The sequence below is a fragment of the Pseudoxanthomonas sp. JC1303 genome, assembly GCF_058448525.1.
The window spans coordinates 2,592,821-2,610,393 of the sequence record NZ_CP185958.1 but is presented as its reverse complement, the minus strand read 5'-3'; the positions used below and the strand labels follow the sequence as shown (position 1 = coordinate 2,610,393).

Below are 17,573 nucleotides of genomic sequence, written 5' to 3'. Positions count from 1 at the left end.
GAACAGGGACACGCGATCACTCGTCGGAGGTCGAAGCACTGTCCAGCGAGGCGCGCAGTGCCTTGACGTCGTCGGCGGTGACCGGGTCATCGTAATGGTTGCCGAAATGGGTCCGTACATAAGTGGTGACCTCGGCGACCTGTGCATCGTTGAGCATGCCGCCGAAGCCCGGCATCGCGCCGTGCCCACCGAGCACCATCATCTCCACGTACGGCGCCGCACCCAGCTTGGGATTGCCGGCCAAGGCCGGATATTCGCCGGCGCCCTTGGCGCCCTTGGCGCCTTCCATGTGACAGGCCTGGCAGATGGTGCCGTAGATCTGCGGGCCGTCGGCATGGGAAAAGTCGCGCGACTTGAGGAAGCCGGTGGCATCGGAGGTCTGCGCGCGCGCCGGCAGCTGCTGCCAGCCCATGACGCCCAGCGTGCCGAGCAGGCCGATCACGGCCAGGGTCTTGGTGTTCATGCCTGTCCTCCGGTCGCCATGACCTTGCTATGCAGACGCCCGATCACATCCAGCGCGGACAGCACCGCACCTTCCTGCCAGGCCGGGATGTAGGAAATGTGCTCGCCGGCCATCGCGATACGGCCATCGATCTGGGTCGCGGCCTTGTAGTGCTGCGCGCGCAGGTCCTCGCTCCACTGGCCAAAGCAGCCGTGGGTCCACGGCACGCGGTGCCAGCCCACCGACACGCCGTTATCGAACTCGGGCTTGTACTGCGGATGCAGCTGCGAGCCGTATTCCAGCGCCTGGCGCACCCGCTCTTCCGGAGTGTGCGAGGTGAAGTCGTAAGCATCCAGGCCCCAGATGTAGGCGCCCAGCAGCACGCCCTTGCCGGGGCTGTGGTAGTCGGTGCTGGGGTAGCTGATCTGGGTGATCGGCAGGTCGGTGTAGCTGATACCGCCGTAGATGGCCTCGTCCTCTTCCCAGAAACGACGCTTGAACTGCAGGCCGACCTTCACCGAGGCCGCGTAAGGCAGGTGGGTGATGGCATCGGACATCGCCTGGCCGACCTGGATCGGGATGCGGCTGAGCACCGAGAAGGGAATGGTGCAGATGCACCAGTCGGCCTTGGCGGTGCGGCGCGCGCCATCGGCGCCATGATCCTCGTAGGTCACCGTCACGCCGTGGTCGTCCTGGTCGATCTGCACCACGCGCGCGTTGTACTGGATGGTGCCCGGTCCCAACTCGCGGGCGAAGGCCTTGCCGATCTGGTCCATGCCGCCGACCGGCTGGAACATGGTGGTCTGCATCTCGTAGTTGTTGCCGGCGGCCAGGGCGGCCCACAGGTGCGAGTTGAGCACCTTGTCCATGCCCATCGGCTCGGAGAATTCGGGCTTGCCGGAGATGCCGCCACCGGGAAACTTGGAGAAACCACGGCGCGCGCTGCTGGCTTCGCCCTTGACGTAGGCCATGTTCTTGTCCAGCGCGCCCCAGCTGCGCAGCGACTCGAGCAGCAGCTCCTGGTCGTCCTTGGTCACCGCCTGGTCCAGCGCACCCTGCTGGCAGGCCTTGGCCAGCAGCTCACTGACGTGACCCTTGTAGTCGGCGTCGATCTCGCGAAACCGCTGCGGCTTGCCGCCAAAGGCCTTGGTGTTGTGCAGCAAGGCGTTGTAGTTGACCTGGTTGAACGACTCGAGCTTGACGTTGAACTGCTTGCAGTAATGCAGCAACCCGCGGTGGTGGTGCGGGATGCGCCACGGACCCGGGTTGAGGTAGAGGTTGGAATCGAACTGGCAATGCTGGGTGTGGCCGCCGAGCTCGGTATAGGTGTCCCCGCCGTGGATGGACCAGTTGCGACCGCCGGGACGGGCGTTGTATTCGAGGATCTTGACCTTGTAACCGGCCTTGCGCATCTCGTAGGCGGCGGTCATGCCGGCCACGCCGGCACCCAGGATCAGGACGGTCGCGCCCTTGGGATTGCCCTGCAGGTTCACCGGCCCCTTGTAGCTGGACTCGGCGGCATAACCCAGGCTGGTCATGGCCTGGTACATCATGGTGCCGCCCGCGGCCAGGCCGATACGGCCCAGCAGCTGGCGGCGGGTCAATGCGGTGGTAACGCCATTCATTGAAGATCTTCCTTTCGACAGTGGCCGGCACTTCCCGGCTCCGGGCCACTGCTGGTTGGACAAAGAGCCGCCCACTGCGTCTGCGGTGGGCGTCGCGACCCGGAGCAGGCCGCTGCAAATCATCGATTGAAGGGTGGATCGTCAGACGCCGGCCAGGCGATCCTGGCCGGCGCACGGGCCGATCAGAAGCGGTAGCTCAGCTTGGCGTAGTACTTGGCACCGAAGTAACCGATCGGGCTGCCGGTCAGGTATTCGTTGTTGCCGTTCTGGTAGTTGGCCACATCGTAGTCCCACACCGGCGAGGGGATCTTGTCGGGATACTCGTTGAAGATGTTGTCGCCGCCGACGGTCAGGGTCCAGGCGTCGTTGGGCTTGAAGCTCAGGTCGAAGCCGGTCAGCGCCATGCTGCCGATTTCCTGCTTGTAGTACTGGCCACCATCCAGGGTGACCAGGTCCAGCTGGTCGGCGAACTGTTCGTAGCCGCTCAGGCTGGCGACCGAGTACTGCGGGCCGTAGATCGACTCGCGCAGGGTCAGGCTGAACTTCTCCCAGTTGAAGGTCGCGGCCAGATTGACGCGGTACTTGGGGTTGTTGTGCTCGATGTCGGAGATGTTCGCGGCGGTGAACATCGGGATGGTCTCGAAGCCCGGCGCACGGCCGGCACGGGTGACCTCGGTCTTGTTGTAGTTGGCCGCCAGCAACCAGTCGATGGTGCCCCAACCGAACTCGCTCATGTAGTTGGTGACCCAGTCCACGCCGCTGGTCTTGGTGTCCAGCACGTTGGAGAAGAAGCTCAGGTTGATGTTGGCACGCGCGGTCTGATCGAAGCTGCCACCCGGAGCGGCGGGGTCGTTGGGATTGCTGATGAAGCCGCCGGCCACCAGGGCGTCGCCCAGGATCTGGTTGTAGGCATCATCCGGCACGCCATCACCGTCGGTATCGGCCGGATCGGGCAGGTCGGCGTTCCAGGTGCCGGTGGTCCGCCCGGTCAGGGTGTCGGCGGCCTGCGCGGTGGAGTAGGCGAACGAGCCGATGTAGGTCCGATCCTTGATCTTGATCTGGTAGGCGTCCAGGGTCATGGTCAGGTTCGGGATCGGGTTGAACACGAAGCCCAGGGAGAGGTTCTGGCTCGTCTCCGGCTTCAGGCCGTTGCCCACGCTGGAACCGGCCAGGGTCGCGGTGGCGCCGGTCGGCGAGACCTGGATGGCCGAGTAGTACTGCTCACCCATGTTCGGCGCGCGGAAGCCGGTGCTGACCGTGCCGCGCAGGGCGAAGGTGTCGGTGAAGTCGTAGCGGGTGGTGAACTTGCCCACGGCCTTGTTGCCGAAGTCGCTGTAGTCCTCGTAGCGACCGGCCACGTCGACCAGCCATTTCTCGGTCGGGTTGAGGACCACATCAGTGAACACCGCATAGCTATGGCGTGAGTAGTCGCCGGTGCCCAGCGGGTTGTAGCCCGGGAACGACGAGGCGCCGGCACCGTAGTACGAGGTCGGCTCGCCCGGCTCGATGCCATAGCCGTCGCGACGGTACTCCACGCCGGCCTGGAAGGTCAGCGGCGCCTCCAGCCCGATGTCGAAGTCATGCATCGCACTGAAGTCGGTCGTCCACTGGGTCGAGTAGTAGGTGCCGTCGTAGAAATCCTCCTGCGAATAGCCGAAGTCCTGCCACAGCGAGAAGTTCATCGAGTTGAGCGTATAGACGTCCATCTCGTTGCGGCCGTAGCTGGTCGACGCGTCCCAGGACCAGTCGCCGAAGTAGCCCTTGATGCCGGCGGTCAGGTCGTAGTCGTATTCCTTGGAGGCCTCGGAGGGATTGAAGCCGTTGGGATACTTGTGCCGGACCTCACCGGTGATGGGGTCGGTGTAACCACCATCCTGCGAGGGACGGCGGTAATTTTCCTCGGACTCGGCGGTCTTCTTGCCGTAGGTACCGAAGGCGTAGAACTCCAGGCCATCGCCGAAGTCATAGCCGCCGTTGAAGGACATGATCTTGCGGTGCACTTCCGGCGGGTTGAGCCAGCCATTCAGGCCCGGGAAGCGAGCGTTGAGGATCGCGCCCTGGTCGTTGGCGATGCGGCTGAGCAGGTCGCCGCGGCCATTGGCATTGGCGTAGGCGGTACAGGCGTCGATGTCCAGCAGGCAGTTGGCGTAGCTGGGGTTGGAGAAGCGGTAGACCGACTGGCGGTTCTCCACCTCGGCGCTGATGCTGATCCAGCCGTTGTCGCCGCCCAGGCCGATGTTGCCGCTCCAGTTGTCGGTCCCGCCACCGCCGTCGGCATAGCCGGAGTAGCCGGCGTTGAGTTCGCCGCCGCTGGAGTTCTTCTTCAGGATGATGTTGATCACGCCGGCGATCGCGTCCGAGCCGTACAGCGCCGCGGCGCCGTCGGTCAGCACTTCGATGTGGTCGATGGCCGAATTGGGGATGTAGGACAGGTCGGTGGCCATTTCACCGTTGCCGGCCACGCCGAAGTTGGAAGTGACGTGGCGACGCTTGCCGTTGACCAGGATCAGGGTGTGGTTGGCGGTGAGCGAGCGCAGGCTGGCGTTGAGCGTCTGGCTGGCCATGTCGCCGCCGGTCTGGTTGGCGTTGTAGGACGGGATCTGGTTGGCGATGGCGTTCTGCAGATCCGGCGCGGCCGACTGCTTGAGCAGCTCGGGGCTGATCAGCTGGATCGGCGCCGGGCTGTCGGTCACGGCCATGTTGGCCTTGCGGGTACCGGTGGAGATGACGCTGATCGAGTCCAGGGTCTTGGCCGCGACATCGGTGTCGGCCGTGGCCGGCGGGTCGTCAGGCGTTGCATCGGCCGCGAAGGCGACCTGTGCGGTGGCGGCCAGCAGCACCGCCGAGGACAGGCCGCGCAGCAGGGTCCGGGAGGGCGACAACGAGGCGGCGACGGCAACGGCGAGGCGGCGAGGTGTGGGGCGACTACGCATGACCTGGACTCCTTGCAAGGCGAAGTGAGGAAGCGACGTGAGGGAGGTGCCTGGCGGTCCGGATCCCCGTGAGCCGGTGTCATGTGGAGTCCGCCAAACCTTCACTCGAAGCTAACCGCGAGTTAGGAATTCGTTGACCCCTGCGGCGGGTAGGTGGCCGTTGCCCGGGTAGGTGCGGGCAGGGCGCACCCCGGCCTTGCCCACCCGCCAGCCCGGGGCGCGGGTGGAGCGGGCCAGCACCCTCCACCCGTCCTTGGCCCCGGCGTATGCTTGAGAGCTGATCCCCCTCCCCCGCCCCAATGCCCCTGTCCGACATGCGGGCGCCCGATGCCATTTCCTCGCGCGCCAGCCGGCGCCCCGAGCGGCGGCGCCCATCGCTGGTCCTGTTCGATCTGGATGACGTTCTGGCCTGCTACGACCGCCGCGTGCGATTGGTCGAGCTGGCGCGGCGCAGCGGCACCCATCCCCCCGCGGTGCAGGCCGCGCTGTTCGACTCCGGGCTGGAGCACGAGTCGGATATCGGGCTGTGGCGCCCGGAGGACTATGCCGACGAGTTGTCCAGGCGCCTGGGCGCGCGCCTGAGCCTGGAAGACTGCATCGTGGCCAGGACGTTGGCCACCCCGGCCGATCCGGTCATGGTCACGCTCGCCACCGAAGTGGCCCGGCATGCCCAGGTGGCGATCTTCACCAACAACGGCCCGTTCCTGACCCGACACCTGGAGCGCATCTGCCCACCGCTGTTCCCGCTGTTCGCCGGCCGGGTGGTCGGCGCGGGCGACGTGGGCCTGGCCAAGCCGGCGCCGGAGGCCTACCTGCGTGCCCTGGCGCTCCTGGACGCAGCGCCGAGCGAGACCTTGTTCATTGACGACCGCGACGAGAACGTCAGCGGCGCACGCGCGGCCGGGCTGGACGCACTGGGCTTCAGCAGTGCGGCGACCCTGCGGCGCGCGTTCGATTTCTACCACCTCACCGGAGCTGCATCCGATGCGTCTTGAAACCCTCGCCATCCACGCCGGCGGCGAATACGACCCGGCCACCGGCGCGGTCGCCCCGCCGATCCACCTGGCCACCACCTTCCGCCACGGCCCGGCGGCCGAGCGCATCGCCGGCTACGAGTACCAGCGCGAGGGCAACCCCACCAACGATCGCCTGCGCGCGGCCGTAGCCGCCCTGGAAGGCGCGGCCACGGCGATCACCTGCGCCTCGGGCATGGCGGCCATCACCGTGCTGCTGGAGAGCCTGCGTCCCGGCGCGCGGATCCTGATTCCGGACGACTGCTACGCCGGCCTGCGCCTGCTGGCGGCCGAGTTCCTGCCCGAGCGCGGCGCGCAGGTCGTGCGCCTGGACATGACCGACCTGGCCGCGGTGACGGCTGCGTGCGAGGGCGGCGTGGATCTGATCTGGGTCGAGACGCCGTCCAACCCGATGATGAAGGTCTCCGACATCGCCGCCCTGGCCGAACTGGCGCATGCCCATGGCGCGCTACTGGTGGCCGACAACACCTTCGCCTCGCCGGTGCTGCAGCAGCCGCTGGCGCTGGGTGCGGACATCGTGATGCATTCGACGACCAAGTACTTCGGCGGGCACAGCGATGTGCTTGGCGGTGCGCTGGCATTTGCCCGGGAGGACGACTTCGCGCGCGCGGTGGCCCATCGCCTGCACATCACCGGCGCCACCCTGGCCCCGTTCAGCGCCTGGCTGACCCTGCGCGGCTGCCGCTCGCTGCCGGCGCGCATGGCCCTGCATTGCGCCAACGCCAAGGCGCTGGCCGAGTTCCTGACCGCCCAGCCGCAGGTCGAGGCGGTGCATTACCCCGGCCTGGCCAGCCATCCGGCCCACGCCCTGGCGATGCGCCAGATGCGTCAGGGCGGCGGCATGCTCAGCGTGCAGCTCAAGGGCGGGCGCGAGGCGGCCCTGGGCGTGGCCGGCGCCCTGCGGATCTTCACCAACGCCACCTCACTGGGCGGGTGCGAATCGCTGGTCGAACACCGCGCCTCGGTCGAAGGACCCCAGCCGGTCACCCCACAGAACCTGCTGCGTGTGTCGGTCGGCCTGGAGCACATCGACGATCTGATCGCCGACTTCGCCCAGGCACTGGCGAAGGCCTGAAACCTTACCGTGGGAGCCGATCGATCGGCGATGCCACGGCTCCCACCGGGTTCTCGCCCGCGACACACGACAACGCCGCCGGATTCGCACCCGGCGGCGTTATCTGTTCAGGCATGGCGCGACCTGGCATCAGGCCGCGCGATACATCACTTGGCCTTGGCGGCGTCGGCCTCGGTGGTGATGTGCAGCTTGACCTCGTCGCTGACCATCGGCGCGTAGGCGCCCACGCCGAAGTCCGAACGCTTGACCGTGCCGGTGGCGTCGAAGCCGATGGACTGGGTCTTCTTCATCGGATGCTCGGCGGCCTTGTTCAAGGTCACGTCCAGCACGACCGGCTTGGTGATGCCCTTGATGGTCAGGTTGCCGGTGACCTTCAGCTTGTTGCTGCCCAGCGACTGGACCTTGGTGCTCTTGAAGGTCGCGGTCGGATACTTGGCAGCGTCGAAGAAGTCCGAGCCGCGCAGGTGTTCGTCCAGCTTGGGCACGAACGAATCCAGACCGGACAGCGGGAAGGTGACTTCCACGCTGGATGCAGCGACGTTGGCCGGATCATAGGTCAGCGAACCGTCGGCCTGGCCGAAATGGGCGCTGGGGTTGGAGAAGCCGAAGTGGTTCCAGGTGGCGATCACGTCGGTGTGGGTCGGATCGAGCTTGTAGGTGGTCGAAGCGGCGAAGGCCGGGGCGACCAGGGCCGACAGGGCAACGGCGAGCAGGAACTTGCGCATGGGGTGAGGCTCCTTGAAACGGTGGGTGATGGGGCGTGGTGGCGCGAGCGCCGGGTGGATGGCGAAGCTGCGGATCAAACGATGCGCGCGGCCTCGTCGAAGGACAGGCGCGGCAGGCGCGGGAACAACCCGGCCGGATCGCCGTGGCCGAGGTTGATCAGAAAGTTGGACTTGATCGCGGTTCCGGCGAAGAACGCCTCGTCGACCTTGGCATTGTCGAAACCGGACATCGGGCCAGCATCCAGGCCCAGCGCACGCGCGGCCAGGATCAGATAGGCGCCCTGCAGCGAGCCGTTGCGGAACGCGCCTTCCACGCGCCCTTCCTGCGGGCCATCGAACCAGGCCTTGGCATCGGTATGCGGGAACAGCTTGGGCAGGTGCTCGTGGAAATCCAGGTCGTGGGCGACGATCACCGTCACCGGTGCGGCCAGGGTCTTGTCCACGTTGTTCTCGGCCAGGGCCGGCTTGAGCTTGGCCTTGGCTTCGGGCGATTTGACGAACACAAAGCGCGCCGGGGTGCCGTTGGCCGCGGTCGGTCCCCACTTGAGCAGATCGTAGAGGGCGTGCAGTTCTGCGTCGGTGACCGGCTGGTCGGTGAAGGCGTTCTGGGTGCGCGCGGTGCGGAACAGCTGGTCCAGCGCGGCGGCGTCGAGGGACTGGGACATCGTGCGACTCCGAAAAGCGAAAAGGCGACCCGGCGAGCGGCGGCGCGTGGCACGCGCTTCCGCTGGATCGGGGTGCAGTGTAGGGGGCGCGCCCGTCGGCGACACCAAGGCCACTCGCAACGGATTGTTTTGAGTTACAGAACAAATGCATCCTTACAGGCCTGACCGTTTCATGCCTTGCAGCTTTCCATGACCGCAGCGCTCACCTGGACCCTGACCGACGGCGCCGCCGGCAACGTGCGTCAGGCCGAGGCGCTGGCGCGGGCGCTGCACCGGCCGGCGCGCGCTTGCACGCTGCTCGCGCGCTCACCCTGGAAGCAGGTGGCGCCGCGCTGGCTACCCGGGGCGGTCCAGGCGTTCGGCCGCGATTTCGCCGCCGCGTTGGCGCAGCCGCCGGAGCTGGCGATCGGCTGCGGTCGACAGGCCGCGCTGGCCACCCGCCTGCTGCGCGCGCGGGGTGCCTTGGCGGTGCAGGTCCTGGACCCGCGCATCGCCCCGCGGCACTGGGACCTGGTGATCGCCCCCGAACACGACCGCCTGCGCGGCGCCAACGTGCTCTCCCTGCTCGGTAGCCTCAACCCGGTGGACGAGGCCTGGCTGGCGTCTGCCCGGCAGGCGTTTGCCAAGCTGGGCACCCTGCCCGCCCCGCGCATCGCCGTGCTGGTCGGCGGGCCGACGCCCCAGGCCGCACTGGACCTGGAGGACATCGAGGCAACGCTCGCGCCGGTCGACGCCAAGGCCCGCGCCACGGGCGGGACCGTCCTGGTCACCACCTCACGCCGCACCCCGCCTGTGATCATCGACGCGCTGCGCTGTCGCTACGCCGCAGGACCGCATCGGGTGTGGGCTGGCGAACAGGATGGACCCAATCCCTACGCCGGCCTGTTGGCCTGGGCCGATGCGATCGTGTGCACGCCCGACTCGGTCAACATGCTCTCCGAAGCCTGCGCCACGCAGGCGCCGGTGTTCGTCCATGCGCCGCAACGGGCGCGGGGACGGCTGGCGCGCTTCCTCGGCCAGTTGCGCGAACTGCAGCGCATCGCGCCGCTGGCGGATGGGTTGCCGCCGTTTGCCGTGGTCCCGCTGCGCGAGACCGCGCGCATCGCCGCCGAGGTCCGCAGCCGACTGTCCCTGGCATGACAGCCTCTCCGCCCGCACGTCCACGCTAGGCGGGCTCCCCCTTGCCAGCGGCGAACACCAGGCCGCCGGCCAGGCAGGCTTCGCGCACGGTTTCGCGGGCGGCCTCCAGCGTCGGCGTCGGGCTGGTCAGGCGCGGACGCCGATCCAGCGTGCAGGCCAGGCTGGCCGCCAGCAGGGTCGCGTGCGCGTCCAGCAGGGATGACGGCACCTTCAACAAACCGGCCTCGGCCAGCGCACGGATCAGATCGCGCGTATTGCGCGGGGACAGCAGCGCCGGCGCGTGGGCGGCGTGTTCAAGCACCAGCGCCTGCAGCAGGAACTCCAGGTCGACCAGTCCGCCCGCGCCCTGCTTGAGGTCGAAGCGCGCCGGCGTGCTGCGGTCCAGCTCCGCGCGCATGCGGCCGCGCATGTGCACGACGTCTTCGCGCAGCACGGCCGGGTCGCGCGTCCGGCCCAGGGTTTCGGCGCGGATCGCCGCGAAAGCCTCCAGCAGCGCCGCATCACCGGCGATCCCGCGCGCACGCGCCAGCGCCTGGTGCTCCCAGGTCCAGGCCCGCTTGCGCTGGTAGTCGGCGTAGCTGTCCAGCGTGCTGACCAGCAGGCCCTTGGCGCCATCCGGGCGCAGGCGCACGTCCACCGCATACAAGCGTCCGGCGCCGGTCATCGTCTCCAGCAGGGACACCACCTTCTGCGCCAGGCGCAGGTGCCAGCGCGCGGCATCCAGGCTGCGCGGGCCGTGGGACTGCGCCCCGGCCGGCGCGCGGAACAGGAACACCAGGTCCAGGTCCGAGCCGAAGCCCATCTCCTCGCCACCCAGGCTGCCGTAGCCCAGCAGCGCGAACTCGCCCCCGGCCACCGTGCCGTGCGCCTGGGCCACCGCGGCGCGCGCCATGTCCAAGATCACCGCGCAGACCGCATCGGCCAGCCACGCCAACTGGCGCGCCGAATCCTGTGGCGGCTGGCGCGCATCCAGCGCCGCCAGCGCGATGCGAAAGCCAAAGGCCAAGCGCACCTCATTGAGCCGGCGCAGGGCGCGCTCGGGGTCGGGCTCGGCCAGGGTCGCGGTGCACGCCGCCCGCATCGCCGCCCGGTCCGGAAGCGGCCCGGCGGCACGTGCGTCCAGCAGTTCGTCCAGCAATAGCGGGTACTGGGCCACGCGCTCGGCCAGCCAGGCGCTGCGCGCGACCACGTCCACCAGCCGCGCCAACGCGGCCGGCACTTCATCCAGCAACGCCAGATAGCTGGTGCGGCGCAGGATCGACTGCAGCAGCGCCAGGCAGCGCTGCAGCGCGGCGTCCGGCTGGTCGGAGGCCGCGGCAGCCTGCAGCATGGCCGGCAGCACGCGGTCCAGGCGCGCGCGGGCACTGTCCGACAGCTGGGCCACGCCGGGCGCCTTGAGGAAATCCTGCAGGCGCGAGGCCGACTGCGCGGCATCGGCGAAGCCGACTTCGGCCAGCGCTTCAGGCGCCTGGTCACTGTCGAGCATGCGCTGGTAAGGCGCCAGCGCAGGGGTTTCCTGCGCATCCTCCGGGGCCGCCATCAGCGGGGCGAACGCCGCGCTGACCACGTCGCGCTGCGCGGCAAGCGCTTCGCGCAGGGCGGTGGCGTCCGCGTATCCGAGCGAGACGGCGATGCGATGCGCGTCGGTGGGATCCTCGGGCAAGGTGTGGGTCTGCGCATCGCGCAGCATCTGCAGGCGGTTCTCCAGCACTCGCAGGAAGCGATACGCCGCGCGTAGCCGCGCGGCCACCTCCGGCGCCAGGATCCTCGCCTGCACCAGCGCGTCCAGGGCCGCGCGCAGGCCGCGCCGGCGCAGGCGCGCGTCGCGCCCGCCATGCACCAGCTGCAGCGCCTGAGCCAGGAACTCGATTTCGCGGATGCCGCCAGCGCCGCGCTTAATGTCGTCGGCCAGCTCGCGCCGCGCGACCTCGGCGGTGATCATCGCCTTCATTGCACGCAGGCCCTCAAAAGCGGTGAAGTCCAGGTAGCGGCGATAGACGAAGGGGCGCAGCGTCTCCAGCCAGGCCTCACCAGCGGCGAGGTCGCCGGCCACCGGGCGCGCCTTGAGCCAGGCGTAGCGCTCCCAGTCGCGGCCCTCGGTCTGGAAGTAGCGGTCCATTCCGGCAAAGGACAGGGCCACTCGGCCGGCGCTGCCGTAAGGCCGCAGGCGCAGGTCGACACGATGGCAGAAGCCGTCGGCCGTGGATTGATCCAGCAGCTGCGCCAGACGCTGGCCGAGCCGCGCGAAATATTCCTCGGCCGCCAGGGGACGGGCGCCGTCGGACTCACCGCCGCGGGCGAATCCGTAGACGAGATCCACATCGGAGGAGAAATTCAGCTCGCCGCCGCCGAGCTTGCCCAGGCCGAACACCACCAGCCGCACCGCAGCGCTCTGCGCATCGCGCACCACGCCGTGACGCTGGGCGAAGTCGCTTTCAAGCGCGTCCAGCGCGGTCTGCAGGCAGGCCTCGGCCAGCCCCGTGGTGCCGGCCAGGATCTCGTCGACGTCGGCGCCTTCGACCACATCGCGCCAGACCAGCCGCGTGGATTCGGCCACGCGGAAGCGGCGCAGCAACGCGGGCCACTGCGCGAGGGGGGCCTCGGTCAGGGCCGGCGGCGCGAACGGCGTGGTCGCGTCGTCCAGCAGTTCCTCCAGCAGCGGCGGCTGCCGGCACAGCGTATTGAGCGCGAAGTCGCTGGCCAGGGCGAGTCGCTCGACCGAGGCACGCACCCGCGCATCGGCGAGCGTGGTTTCGAGTTCCGGCGCGGCGGCGATCAGACGGCGCAGCGAGGCGGCAATCAGGTCTGGCACTGGGTTCATGGGCACCAAGTGTGCCCCAGCCTACCCGTGGGAGCCGCCATGGCGGCGATGGGGCTTTACCGATTCATTGGCCTTCCAGGCCAGCAATCCCATGATGCGACATTGCAGGCGAAGCCCCGTCGCCGCCCTGGCGGCTCCCACGAGGTGGCTTATCCCAGGGCGGGTCGCGCTATGCCACGTGCGGCGCGGGCACGCCGTCCGCACCCGTCGGCGCAATGCCGAACAGCCCCGCGATCTTTTCCAGCAGCACGGACTTGACCGCCTCCATCGACGCCGGGCCGCCCAGATCGGACAGGGCGATGGTCTGCAGGCCTTCGTAGCCGCAGGGATTGATGCGGTGGAAGGGCTCCAGGTCCATGGCGATGTTGAAGCTCAAGCCGTGGAAGGTGCAGCCGCGGCGCACACGGATGCCTAGCGCGCCGATCTTGGCACCGGCCACGTAGACGCCCGGCGCGCCGTCCTTGCGTTCGGCGTGGATGTTCCACTCCGCGCAGGTGTCGATGATGGCCTGCTCGATGCGGCACACGTAGTCGCGCACGCCGATCTTCAGCCGCTTCAGGTCCAGCAGCGGGTAAAGCACCAACTGGCCGGGGCCGTGGTAAGTCACCTGGCCGCCACGATCGACATGGATGACCGGAATGTCGCCCGGTGCCAGCACGTGCTCGGGTCGACCGGCCTGGCCCAGGGTGAACACCGGGTCGTGCTCGACCAGCCACAGTTCGTCCGGCGTCGCCTCATCGCGGGCATCGGTGAAGGCCTGCATCGCACGCCACACCGGCGTGTACGGCTGGCGTCCCAGTTCACGCACGATCGCCGGCAGCGGATCGCGCGCGGCAATGACCGCATCGCCCGCGGCCGACGGACAGGACGCGGCTACAGCGTCCACTTCACTTCCGGGTGGTCGCGCAGGGCCGCATGGGCCGCGTCGTACTGCTCGCGCGACTGCGCCCGGAACGCGATGCGCACCGAGACGTACTTGCCGTTGGACGAATGCTTCCAGCTGACGCGCTCGCTGAGCACCTCGATACCGGCGTCGGTCAGCAGGCGCGGAAGCTCCTGCTCCAGCGCGATACCGGCCGGGCCCATCGCGCTCAGCTCGAACGTGCCGGGAAACTGGAAGCCATGTTCGGGATTGTCGGATGAAATCTGCATGGCGCGATTATCGGGGCGGTCGTGCGCAAACCCAAGCCGGGCGGGCGCCATGCACGAAAAAGCCGGCATCTGCCGGCTTTTTCATCACATCGTGGGGGGCGGATCAGACCGATTCCCACCACATCCACAGGGCATCCCACAGGCGGCGGAAGAAGCCGCCTTCCTCGACGCCCTCCACGGCCACCAGCGGGGCCTCGGCGATGGTCTTGCCGTCCAGGTTCACCTTGACCGTGCCGATCTTCTGGCCCTTCTTGATTGGCGCGACCAGCTGCTTGGGCACGTCCATCATCGGCTTGAGCTTGTCGTACTGGCCGCGCGGCACGCCCACCAGCAGCGGCGCGGCCACGCCCAGCTTCACCTCACGCTCGGCGCCCTTCCAGACCTTCTGCTGGGCGATGGCCTTGCCCGCCTCGTACAGGCGGTGGGTCTCGTAGAAGCGGAAACCCCAGTTCAGCAGGGCCAGCGAGTCGGTGGCGCGCTGCTTTTCCGACACATCGCCCATGACCACCGAGATCAGGCGCTGATCGCCGCGCTTGGCCGAATTCATGATGCAGTAGCCGGCCTGCGAAGTATGCCCGGTCTTGATGCCGTCCACGCTCGGGTCGCGCCACAGCAGCAGGTTGCGGTTCGGCTGGGTGATGCCGTTGACCGTCATTTCCTTGATCTTGTTGTAGGCGTAGGTGTCCGGGTAGTCGCGGATCAGCGCGCGCCCGAGCAGGGCCATGTCGTAGGCGCTGGAGTAATGGCCCTCGGCCGCCAGGCCATGCACGTCGGCGAAGTGGCTGTCCTTCATGCCCAGGCGCTGGGCGTAGGCGTTCATCAGCTGGACGAAGGCCTCCTCGCTGCCGGCGGTGTGCTCGGCCAGGGCGATGGCCGCGTCGTTGCCCGACTGCACCACCATGCCCTTTTCCATGTCCTCCAGGCGCGCGGTCTGGTTGACCGGGAAGCCGCTGTAGCTGCCATCGGTCCCCGCGCCACCCTCACGCCAGGCGCGCTCGGTCATCATGACCTGGTCGTCGCGGGTGATCTTGCCGGCCTTGAGCTCGGCGGCCAGCACGTAGGAGGTCATCACCTTGGTCATGCTGGCCGGGGCCAGATGCTCGTGGATGTTTGCGCCCGCCAGGACCTGGCCGCTGGCCGCATCCATGACGATCCACGCCTTGGACACCGCCGGAGCCGGCGCGTCGGGGATCTTGATCTCCGGCGGCGGCGCGGTCGCGGCTTCGGGCGGCGGCAGCGTCTGGGCGACGGCCGCGCCAACGGCGACGGTCGCCAGGGCGGCAAAGGCGAAACGGAACTTCATGAAGGACTTACCCCTGGAAAACTTGGCGGTGGAAAGGAGCACACGGTCCAGGCATGGACCGGCACGACGCGGATTGGTTCACTTCACTCGCGCACGACCTGCGGGCGCGAGAACCCCAGGCCGGCGATGCGCGCGGCCAGCGCGTCGGCCCCGGCATTGTCCTCCGCCCCGACCCGCACGCGCCACAGCTTGCGGCCGCCGGCGATCACATCGCTGATCGAGGCAGTGGCGATGCCGGCCGACACAAGCCGCGCCACCGTGCGCTCGGCATTGTCGCGGCTGGCGAAACTGGCGACCTGCAACAGCACGGCCATGGCGGCCTGGCCGTAGGAGCCGACCGGCGCGGACTGGACCGGCATGTTCCGCGTCGGCGCGACAGCGGAAGGCTTCACGGCGTTGTCCGCCAGCGCAGGCGTGGAGGGCGCGGCAGAGGCTACCGGCGCACCGGGCTTGCCGGTGGCCACATGCACGCCCTGGGCCTGCATCCAGGCCTCGAAACGGTCCGCGCCAGCCGCGGCATTACCGTCGGCCTTGGCATTCGTGGCCACGTGGTATCGCAACGACGGGTCGCTGGGCGCCCCCTTGGTCCCCACCGGTGCGGCACGCGCGGCGTCCACCACCTGCTGCGGCGTGCGCGCCGCGGCGGGCGGCAGTCCGCCCACCAGCTGGTCCATCGCCGAGGGCTTGACCGGCGCGGGCTTGCCGGTGGCGATCGTGGTCGGCACCTGGCTGGCGGGCCGGACCTGGCGCCCGCGGCTGGCCAGCAGCGCCGGCAGCCGCGGATCGTCGGCATGCAGGGCCTTGACCTCGACCCGGCCGGTGCCACGCGCGGTGATCCCCAGCTTGACCGCCGCCGCATAGCTCAGATCGATGATCCGCCCATCATGGAAGGGGCCGCGGTCGTTGACCCGCACGATCACATCGCGTCCGTTGTCCAGATTGGTCACCAGGGCGAAGCTGGGCAGTGGCAGCGTCTTGTGGGCGGCGGTGAACTGGTACATGTCGTAGACCTCGTGGTTGGAGGTCTTGCGGCCATGGAACTTCTGCCCGTAGTAGGAGGCCAGGCCCTGCTCGTCGTAGTCGGCCGACGAATCGAGCACTTCGTAGCGCTTGCCCAGCACCGTGTACGGGGATTTGTTGCCGTAGGCCGACGGTGTCTCGTCGGCGATGGTCGGCTCGGCGATGCAGTCCACGTCGGGCACTTCGGTGGGGGTGCTGTCGGACACGCCCGGCTTGTACAGGCCGCCGGCCACGTAGTCGCCGCGCGTGGCCGGATCTTCCTGGGCGGGGCTGTAACGTCCATCGCAGCCTGCGGCCACGGCGGCTGGCGCCTTGCCGCCCTTGGGCACGACCACCAGCGCTTCGCCTGGCCTGGCGCCCTTGCGCGGCGCGCTGCTGCATGCCGCCAGGGTCACCACCACCAGCAGGAGCAGCCAGGTCCTCATGCCGGCGGGAGCGGTTTGCCCGCGATGGCCTGGGACAGCTGCCAGACCGCCATCGCGTACATCTTGGAGTTGTTGTAGCGGGTGATGGCGTAGTAGTTGCGGAAGCCCAGCCAATACTGCGGGCCATCGGCGGCCGACAGGGTCACCGGGGTAGCGGTCTCGCCGGCCGGGACCGGCGCCAGCGGCGTGTAGCCGCGCGCGGACAGGTCGGCCAGGGTCCAGGTCGGGGTCCAGTCCAGCGGATCGAAGGCCTCGTGCCCCGGTGCAAGTTTGGCCTGCACGGCCACCGGGCCGCCGCGCTCCCAGCCGTAGGCGCCGCCCTTCTTGACGAAGTAGTTGGCCACCGAAGAGAAGATGTCGTCGTAGTCGTCGATCAGGTTGATCCGGCCATCGCCGTCGCCATCGACGCCGAAGTCGCGGTAGCTGGACGGCATGAACTGGCCCATGCCCATCGCCCCGGCGTAGCTGCCACGCAGCGTAGCCAGGTCCAGGCCCTGCTCCTTGGACAGGGCGAACAGCTGCCCCAGCTCGTCGCGGAAGAAGCGCTCGCGACGCGCTTCGTACTGGGCGCGGTCCGGGTCCCCCGTGCGCGGATAGCGGAAGCCGAGCGTGTAGAGCGCATCGACGATCGGCGTCCTGCCGGTATAGCCGCCATAGCTGGTCTCCACGCCCAGGATGGCCACGATGATCTCGGCCGGCACGCCGGTGCGCTCCTGCACGCGCATCAGTTCGGCGCGGTGCTTGTCCAGGAAGGCCTTGCCACCGTCGATGCGTGCGGTGGTGATGAAGCGCGGACGGTACTCGTCCCAGCCGATCGTGCGTTCGGCCGGCTTGGACATCAGCTTGATGGTGTCCTCGCGCCACTGCGCCGCATCGAGCACCGAGGTGATCCAGGCCGGATCCAGGCCGTAGCGCGCAGCGGTGTCGCGGATGAAGTTGGCCCGGGCGACCTCGAAGGGCACCGGGGTCAGGTCCAGGGTCTCGACATCGGCCCGCCGCTCGACCTCGGTCCCGGCCGGCGGCGTCTTGCCGGGAGTGGCCGGGCCAGAGGAGGCAGGCCCGGCGGCGGTCTGCTTCGGCGGCGTGGGGGGCTTGGGCTGGGTCGCACAGGCGACCAGGCCAAGCGTGAACAGGCAGGCTAGGACACGTCGGGTCATCGGGCGGCAGGTTAGCATGCAGCGATGTGAAATGAACCCTGTCTTGTCAGTCACTT

Annotated in this window: 14 protein-coding genes; 3 read left to right on the top strand and 11 right to left on the bottom strand. The window is 68.7% G+C overall.

The window, feature by feature from the left end; genetic code table 11:
* Positions 1–16 precede the first annotated feature (16 nt).
* The 3 genes from ACORQU_RS11630 to ACORQU_RS11620 form a co-directional block, all read right to left on the bottom strand.
* Positions 17–412: a c-type cytochrome gene (locus ACORQU_RS11630; protein ID WP_271648514.1), complete on the bottom strand. Its 396-nt coding sequence runs from the start codon at positions 410–412 to the stop codon at positions 17–19.
* Positions 413–459: 47 nt separating this feature from the next.
* Positions 460–2,067 (bottom strand): flavin monoamine oxidase family protein, encoded by a 1,608-nt coding sequence (locus tag ACORQU_RS11625; protein ID WP_491641335.1) that lies wholly within the window; start codon positions 2,065–2,067, stop codon positions 460–462.
* Between the two features lie 182 nt (positions 2,068–2,249).
* Positions 2,250–5,000 (bottom strand): TonB-dependent receptor plug domain-containing protein, encoded by a 2,751-nt coding sequence (locus ACORQU_RS11620; RefSeq protein WP_491641334.1) that lies wholly within the window; start codon positions 4,998–5,000, stop codon positions 2,250–2,252.
* 299 nt (positions 5,001–5,299) lie between these two features.
* On the opposite strand from ACORQU_RS11620, the gene ACORQU_RS11615 reads away from it, so the two are divergent.
* Together ACORQU_RS11615 and ACORQU_RS11610 are read left to right on the top strand one after the other, a co-directional pair.
* A complete protein-coding gene (locus ACORQU_RS11615) occupies positions 5,300–5,995 on the top strand; it encodes an HAD-IA family hydrolase (RefSeq protein ID WP_491641333.1) in 696 nt (231 codons plus the stop codon).
* Complete coding sequence (locus ACORQU_RS11610) at positions 5,985–7,109, top strand: trans-sulfuration enzyme family protein (RefSeq protein ID WP_491641332.1); 1,125 nt, start codon at positions 5,985–5,987, stop codon at positions 7,107–7,109. Before ACORQU_RS11615 ends, ACORQU_RS11610 begins: the two co-directional genes overlap by 11 nt.
* Positions 7,110–7,255: 146 nt before the next feature.
* Here ACORQU_RS11610 and ACORQU_RS11605 read toward each other — a convergent pair whose 3' ends face one another.
* The gene (locus ACORQU_RS11605; protein WP_491641331.1) at positions 7,256–7,834 is read right to left on the bottom strand and encodes a YceI family protein; all 579 of its coding nucleotides are present in this window, start codon (positions 7,832–7,834) and stop codon (positions 7,256–7,258) included.
* A gap of 74 nt (positions 7,835–7,908) precedes the next feature.
* Positions 7,909–8,499, bottom strand: a complete 591-nt coding sequence (locus ACORQU_RS11600; RefSeq protein WP_491641330.1) for a malonic semialdehyde reductase — start codon at positions 8,497–8,499, stop codon at positions 7,909–7,911.
* Between the two features lie 189 nt (positions 8,500–8,688).
* Between ACORQU_RS11600 and ACORQU_RS11595 the strand changes: the two genes are divergently transcribed.
* The gene (locus ACORQU_RS11595) at positions 8,689–9,639 is read left to right on the top strand and encodes a mitochondrial fission ELM1 family protein (protein WP_491641329.1); all 951 of its coding nucleotides are present in this window, start codon (positions 8,689–8,691) and stop codon (positions 9,637–9,639) included.
* A gap of 25 nt (positions 9,640–9,664) precedes the next feature.
* On the opposite strand, the gene glnE is transcribed toward ACORQU_RS11595, so the two are convergent.
* The 6 genes from glnE to mltB all read right to left on the bottom strand — a co-directional run bounded on the left by glnE (position 9,665) and on the right by mltB (position 17,517).
* Complete coding sequence (gene glnE, locus ACORQU_RS11590; RefSeq protein ID WP_491641328.1) at positions 9,665–12,460, bottom strand: bifunctional [glutamate--ammonia ligase]-adenylyl-L-tyrosine phosphorylase/[glutamate--ammonia-ligase] adenylyltransferase; 2,796 nt, start codon at positions 12,458–12,460, stop codon at positions 9,665–9,667.
* A gap of 169 nt (positions 12,461–12,629) precedes the next feature.
* The gene (gene lipB, locus ACORQU_RS11585; protein WP_491641326.1) at positions 12,630–13,346 is read right to left on the bottom strand and encodes a lipoyl(octanoyl) transferase LipB; all 717 of its coding nucleotides are present in this window, start codon (positions 13,344–13,346) and stop codon (positions 12,630–12,632) included.
* Positions 13,334–13,612 (bottom strand): DUF493 family protein, encoded by a 279-nt coding sequence (locus ACORQU_RS11580; protein ID WP_271647166.1) that lies wholly within the window; start codon positions 13,610–13,612, stop codon positions 13,334–13,336. Before ACORQU_RS11580 ends, lipB begins: the two co-directional genes overlap by 13 nt.
* Positions 13,613–13,715: 103 nt before the next feature.
* Entirely contained in the window at positions 13,716–14,915 is a 1,200-nt protein-coding gene (locus ACORQU_RS11575) for a D-alanyl-D-alanine carboxypeptidase family protein (protein ID WP_491641324.1), read from the bottom strand.
* 83 nt (positions 14,916–14,998) lie between these two features.
* On the bottom strand, positions 14,999–16,360 hold the full coding sequence (locus ACORQU_RS11570; protein ID WP_491641322.1) for a septal ring lytic transglycosylase RlpA family protein: 1,362 nt from the start codon (positions 16,358–16,360) through the stop codon (positions 14,999–15,001).
* A complete protein-coding gene (mltB, locus tag ACORQU_RS11565) occupies positions 16,357–17,517 on the bottom strand; it encodes a lytic murein transglycosylase B (protein ID WP_491641321.1) in 1,161 nt (386 codons plus the stop codon). The genes ACORQU_RS11570 and mltB overlap by 4 nt, the downstream gene beginning before the upstream one ends.
* Positions 17,518–17,573: the final 56 nt, after the last annotated feature.

What these genes read in the sequence shown, in the direction of transcription:
- ACORQU_RS11630 (WP_271648514.1), bottom strand. Translation starts at nt 412, where the DNA reads ATGGGCTGGCAGCAGCTGCCGGCGCGCGCGCAGACCTCCGATGCCACC.
- ACORQU_RS11625 (WP_491641335.1), bottom strand. Translation starts at nt 2,067, where the DNA reads ATGAATGGCGTTACCACCGCATTGACCCGCCGCCAGCTGCTGGGCCGT.
- ACORQU_RS11620 (WP_491641334.1), bottom strand. Translation starts at nt 5,000, where the DNA reads ATGCGTAGTCGCCCCACACCTCGCCGCCTCGCCGTTGCCGTCGCCGCC.
- ACORQU_RS11615 (WP_491641333.1), top strand. Translation starts at nt 5,300, where the DNA reads ATGCCCCTGTCCGACATGCGGGCGCCCGATGCCATTTCCTCGCGCGCC.
- ACORQU_RS11610 (WP_491641332.1), top strand. Translation starts at nt 5,985, where the DNA reads ATGCGTCTTGAAACCCTCGCCATCCACGCCGGCGGCGAATACGACCCG.
- ACORQU_RS11605 (WP_491641331.1), bottom strand. Translation starts at nt 7,834, where the DNA reads ATGCGCAAGTTCCTGCTCGCCGTTGCCCTGTCGGCCCTGGTCGCCCCG.
- ACORQU_RS11600 (WP_491641330.1), bottom strand. Translation starts at nt 8,499, where the DNA reads ATGTCCCAGTCCCTCGACGCCGCCGCGCTGGACCAGCTGTTCCGCACC.
- ACORQU_RS11595 (WP_491641329.1), top strand. Translation starts at nt 8,689, where the DNA reads ATGACCGCAGCGCTCACCTGGACCCTGACCGACGGCGCCGCCGGCAAC.
- glnE (WP_491641328.1), bottom strand. Translation starts at nt 12,460, where the DNA reads ATGAACCCAGTGCCAGACCTGATTGCCGCCTCGCTGCGCCGTCTGATC.
- ACORQU_RS11580 (WP_271647166.1), bottom strand. Translation starts at nt 13,612, where the DNA reads ATGCAGATTTCATCCGACAATCCCGAACATGGCTTCCAGTTTCCCGGC.
- ACORQU_RS11575 (WP_491641324.1), bottom strand. Translation starts at nt 14,915, where the DNA reads ATGAAGTTCCGTTTCGCCTTTGCCGCCCTGGCGACCGTCGCCGTTGGC.
- ACORQU_RS11570 (WP_491641322.1), bottom strand. Translation starts at nt 16,360, where the DNA reads ATGAGGACCTGGCTGCTCCTGCTGGTGGTGGTGACCCTGGCGGCATGC.
- mltB (WP_491641321.1), bottom strand. Translation starts at nt 17,517, where the DNA reads ATGACCCGACGTGTCCTAGCCTGCCTGTTCACGCTTGGCCTGGTCGCC.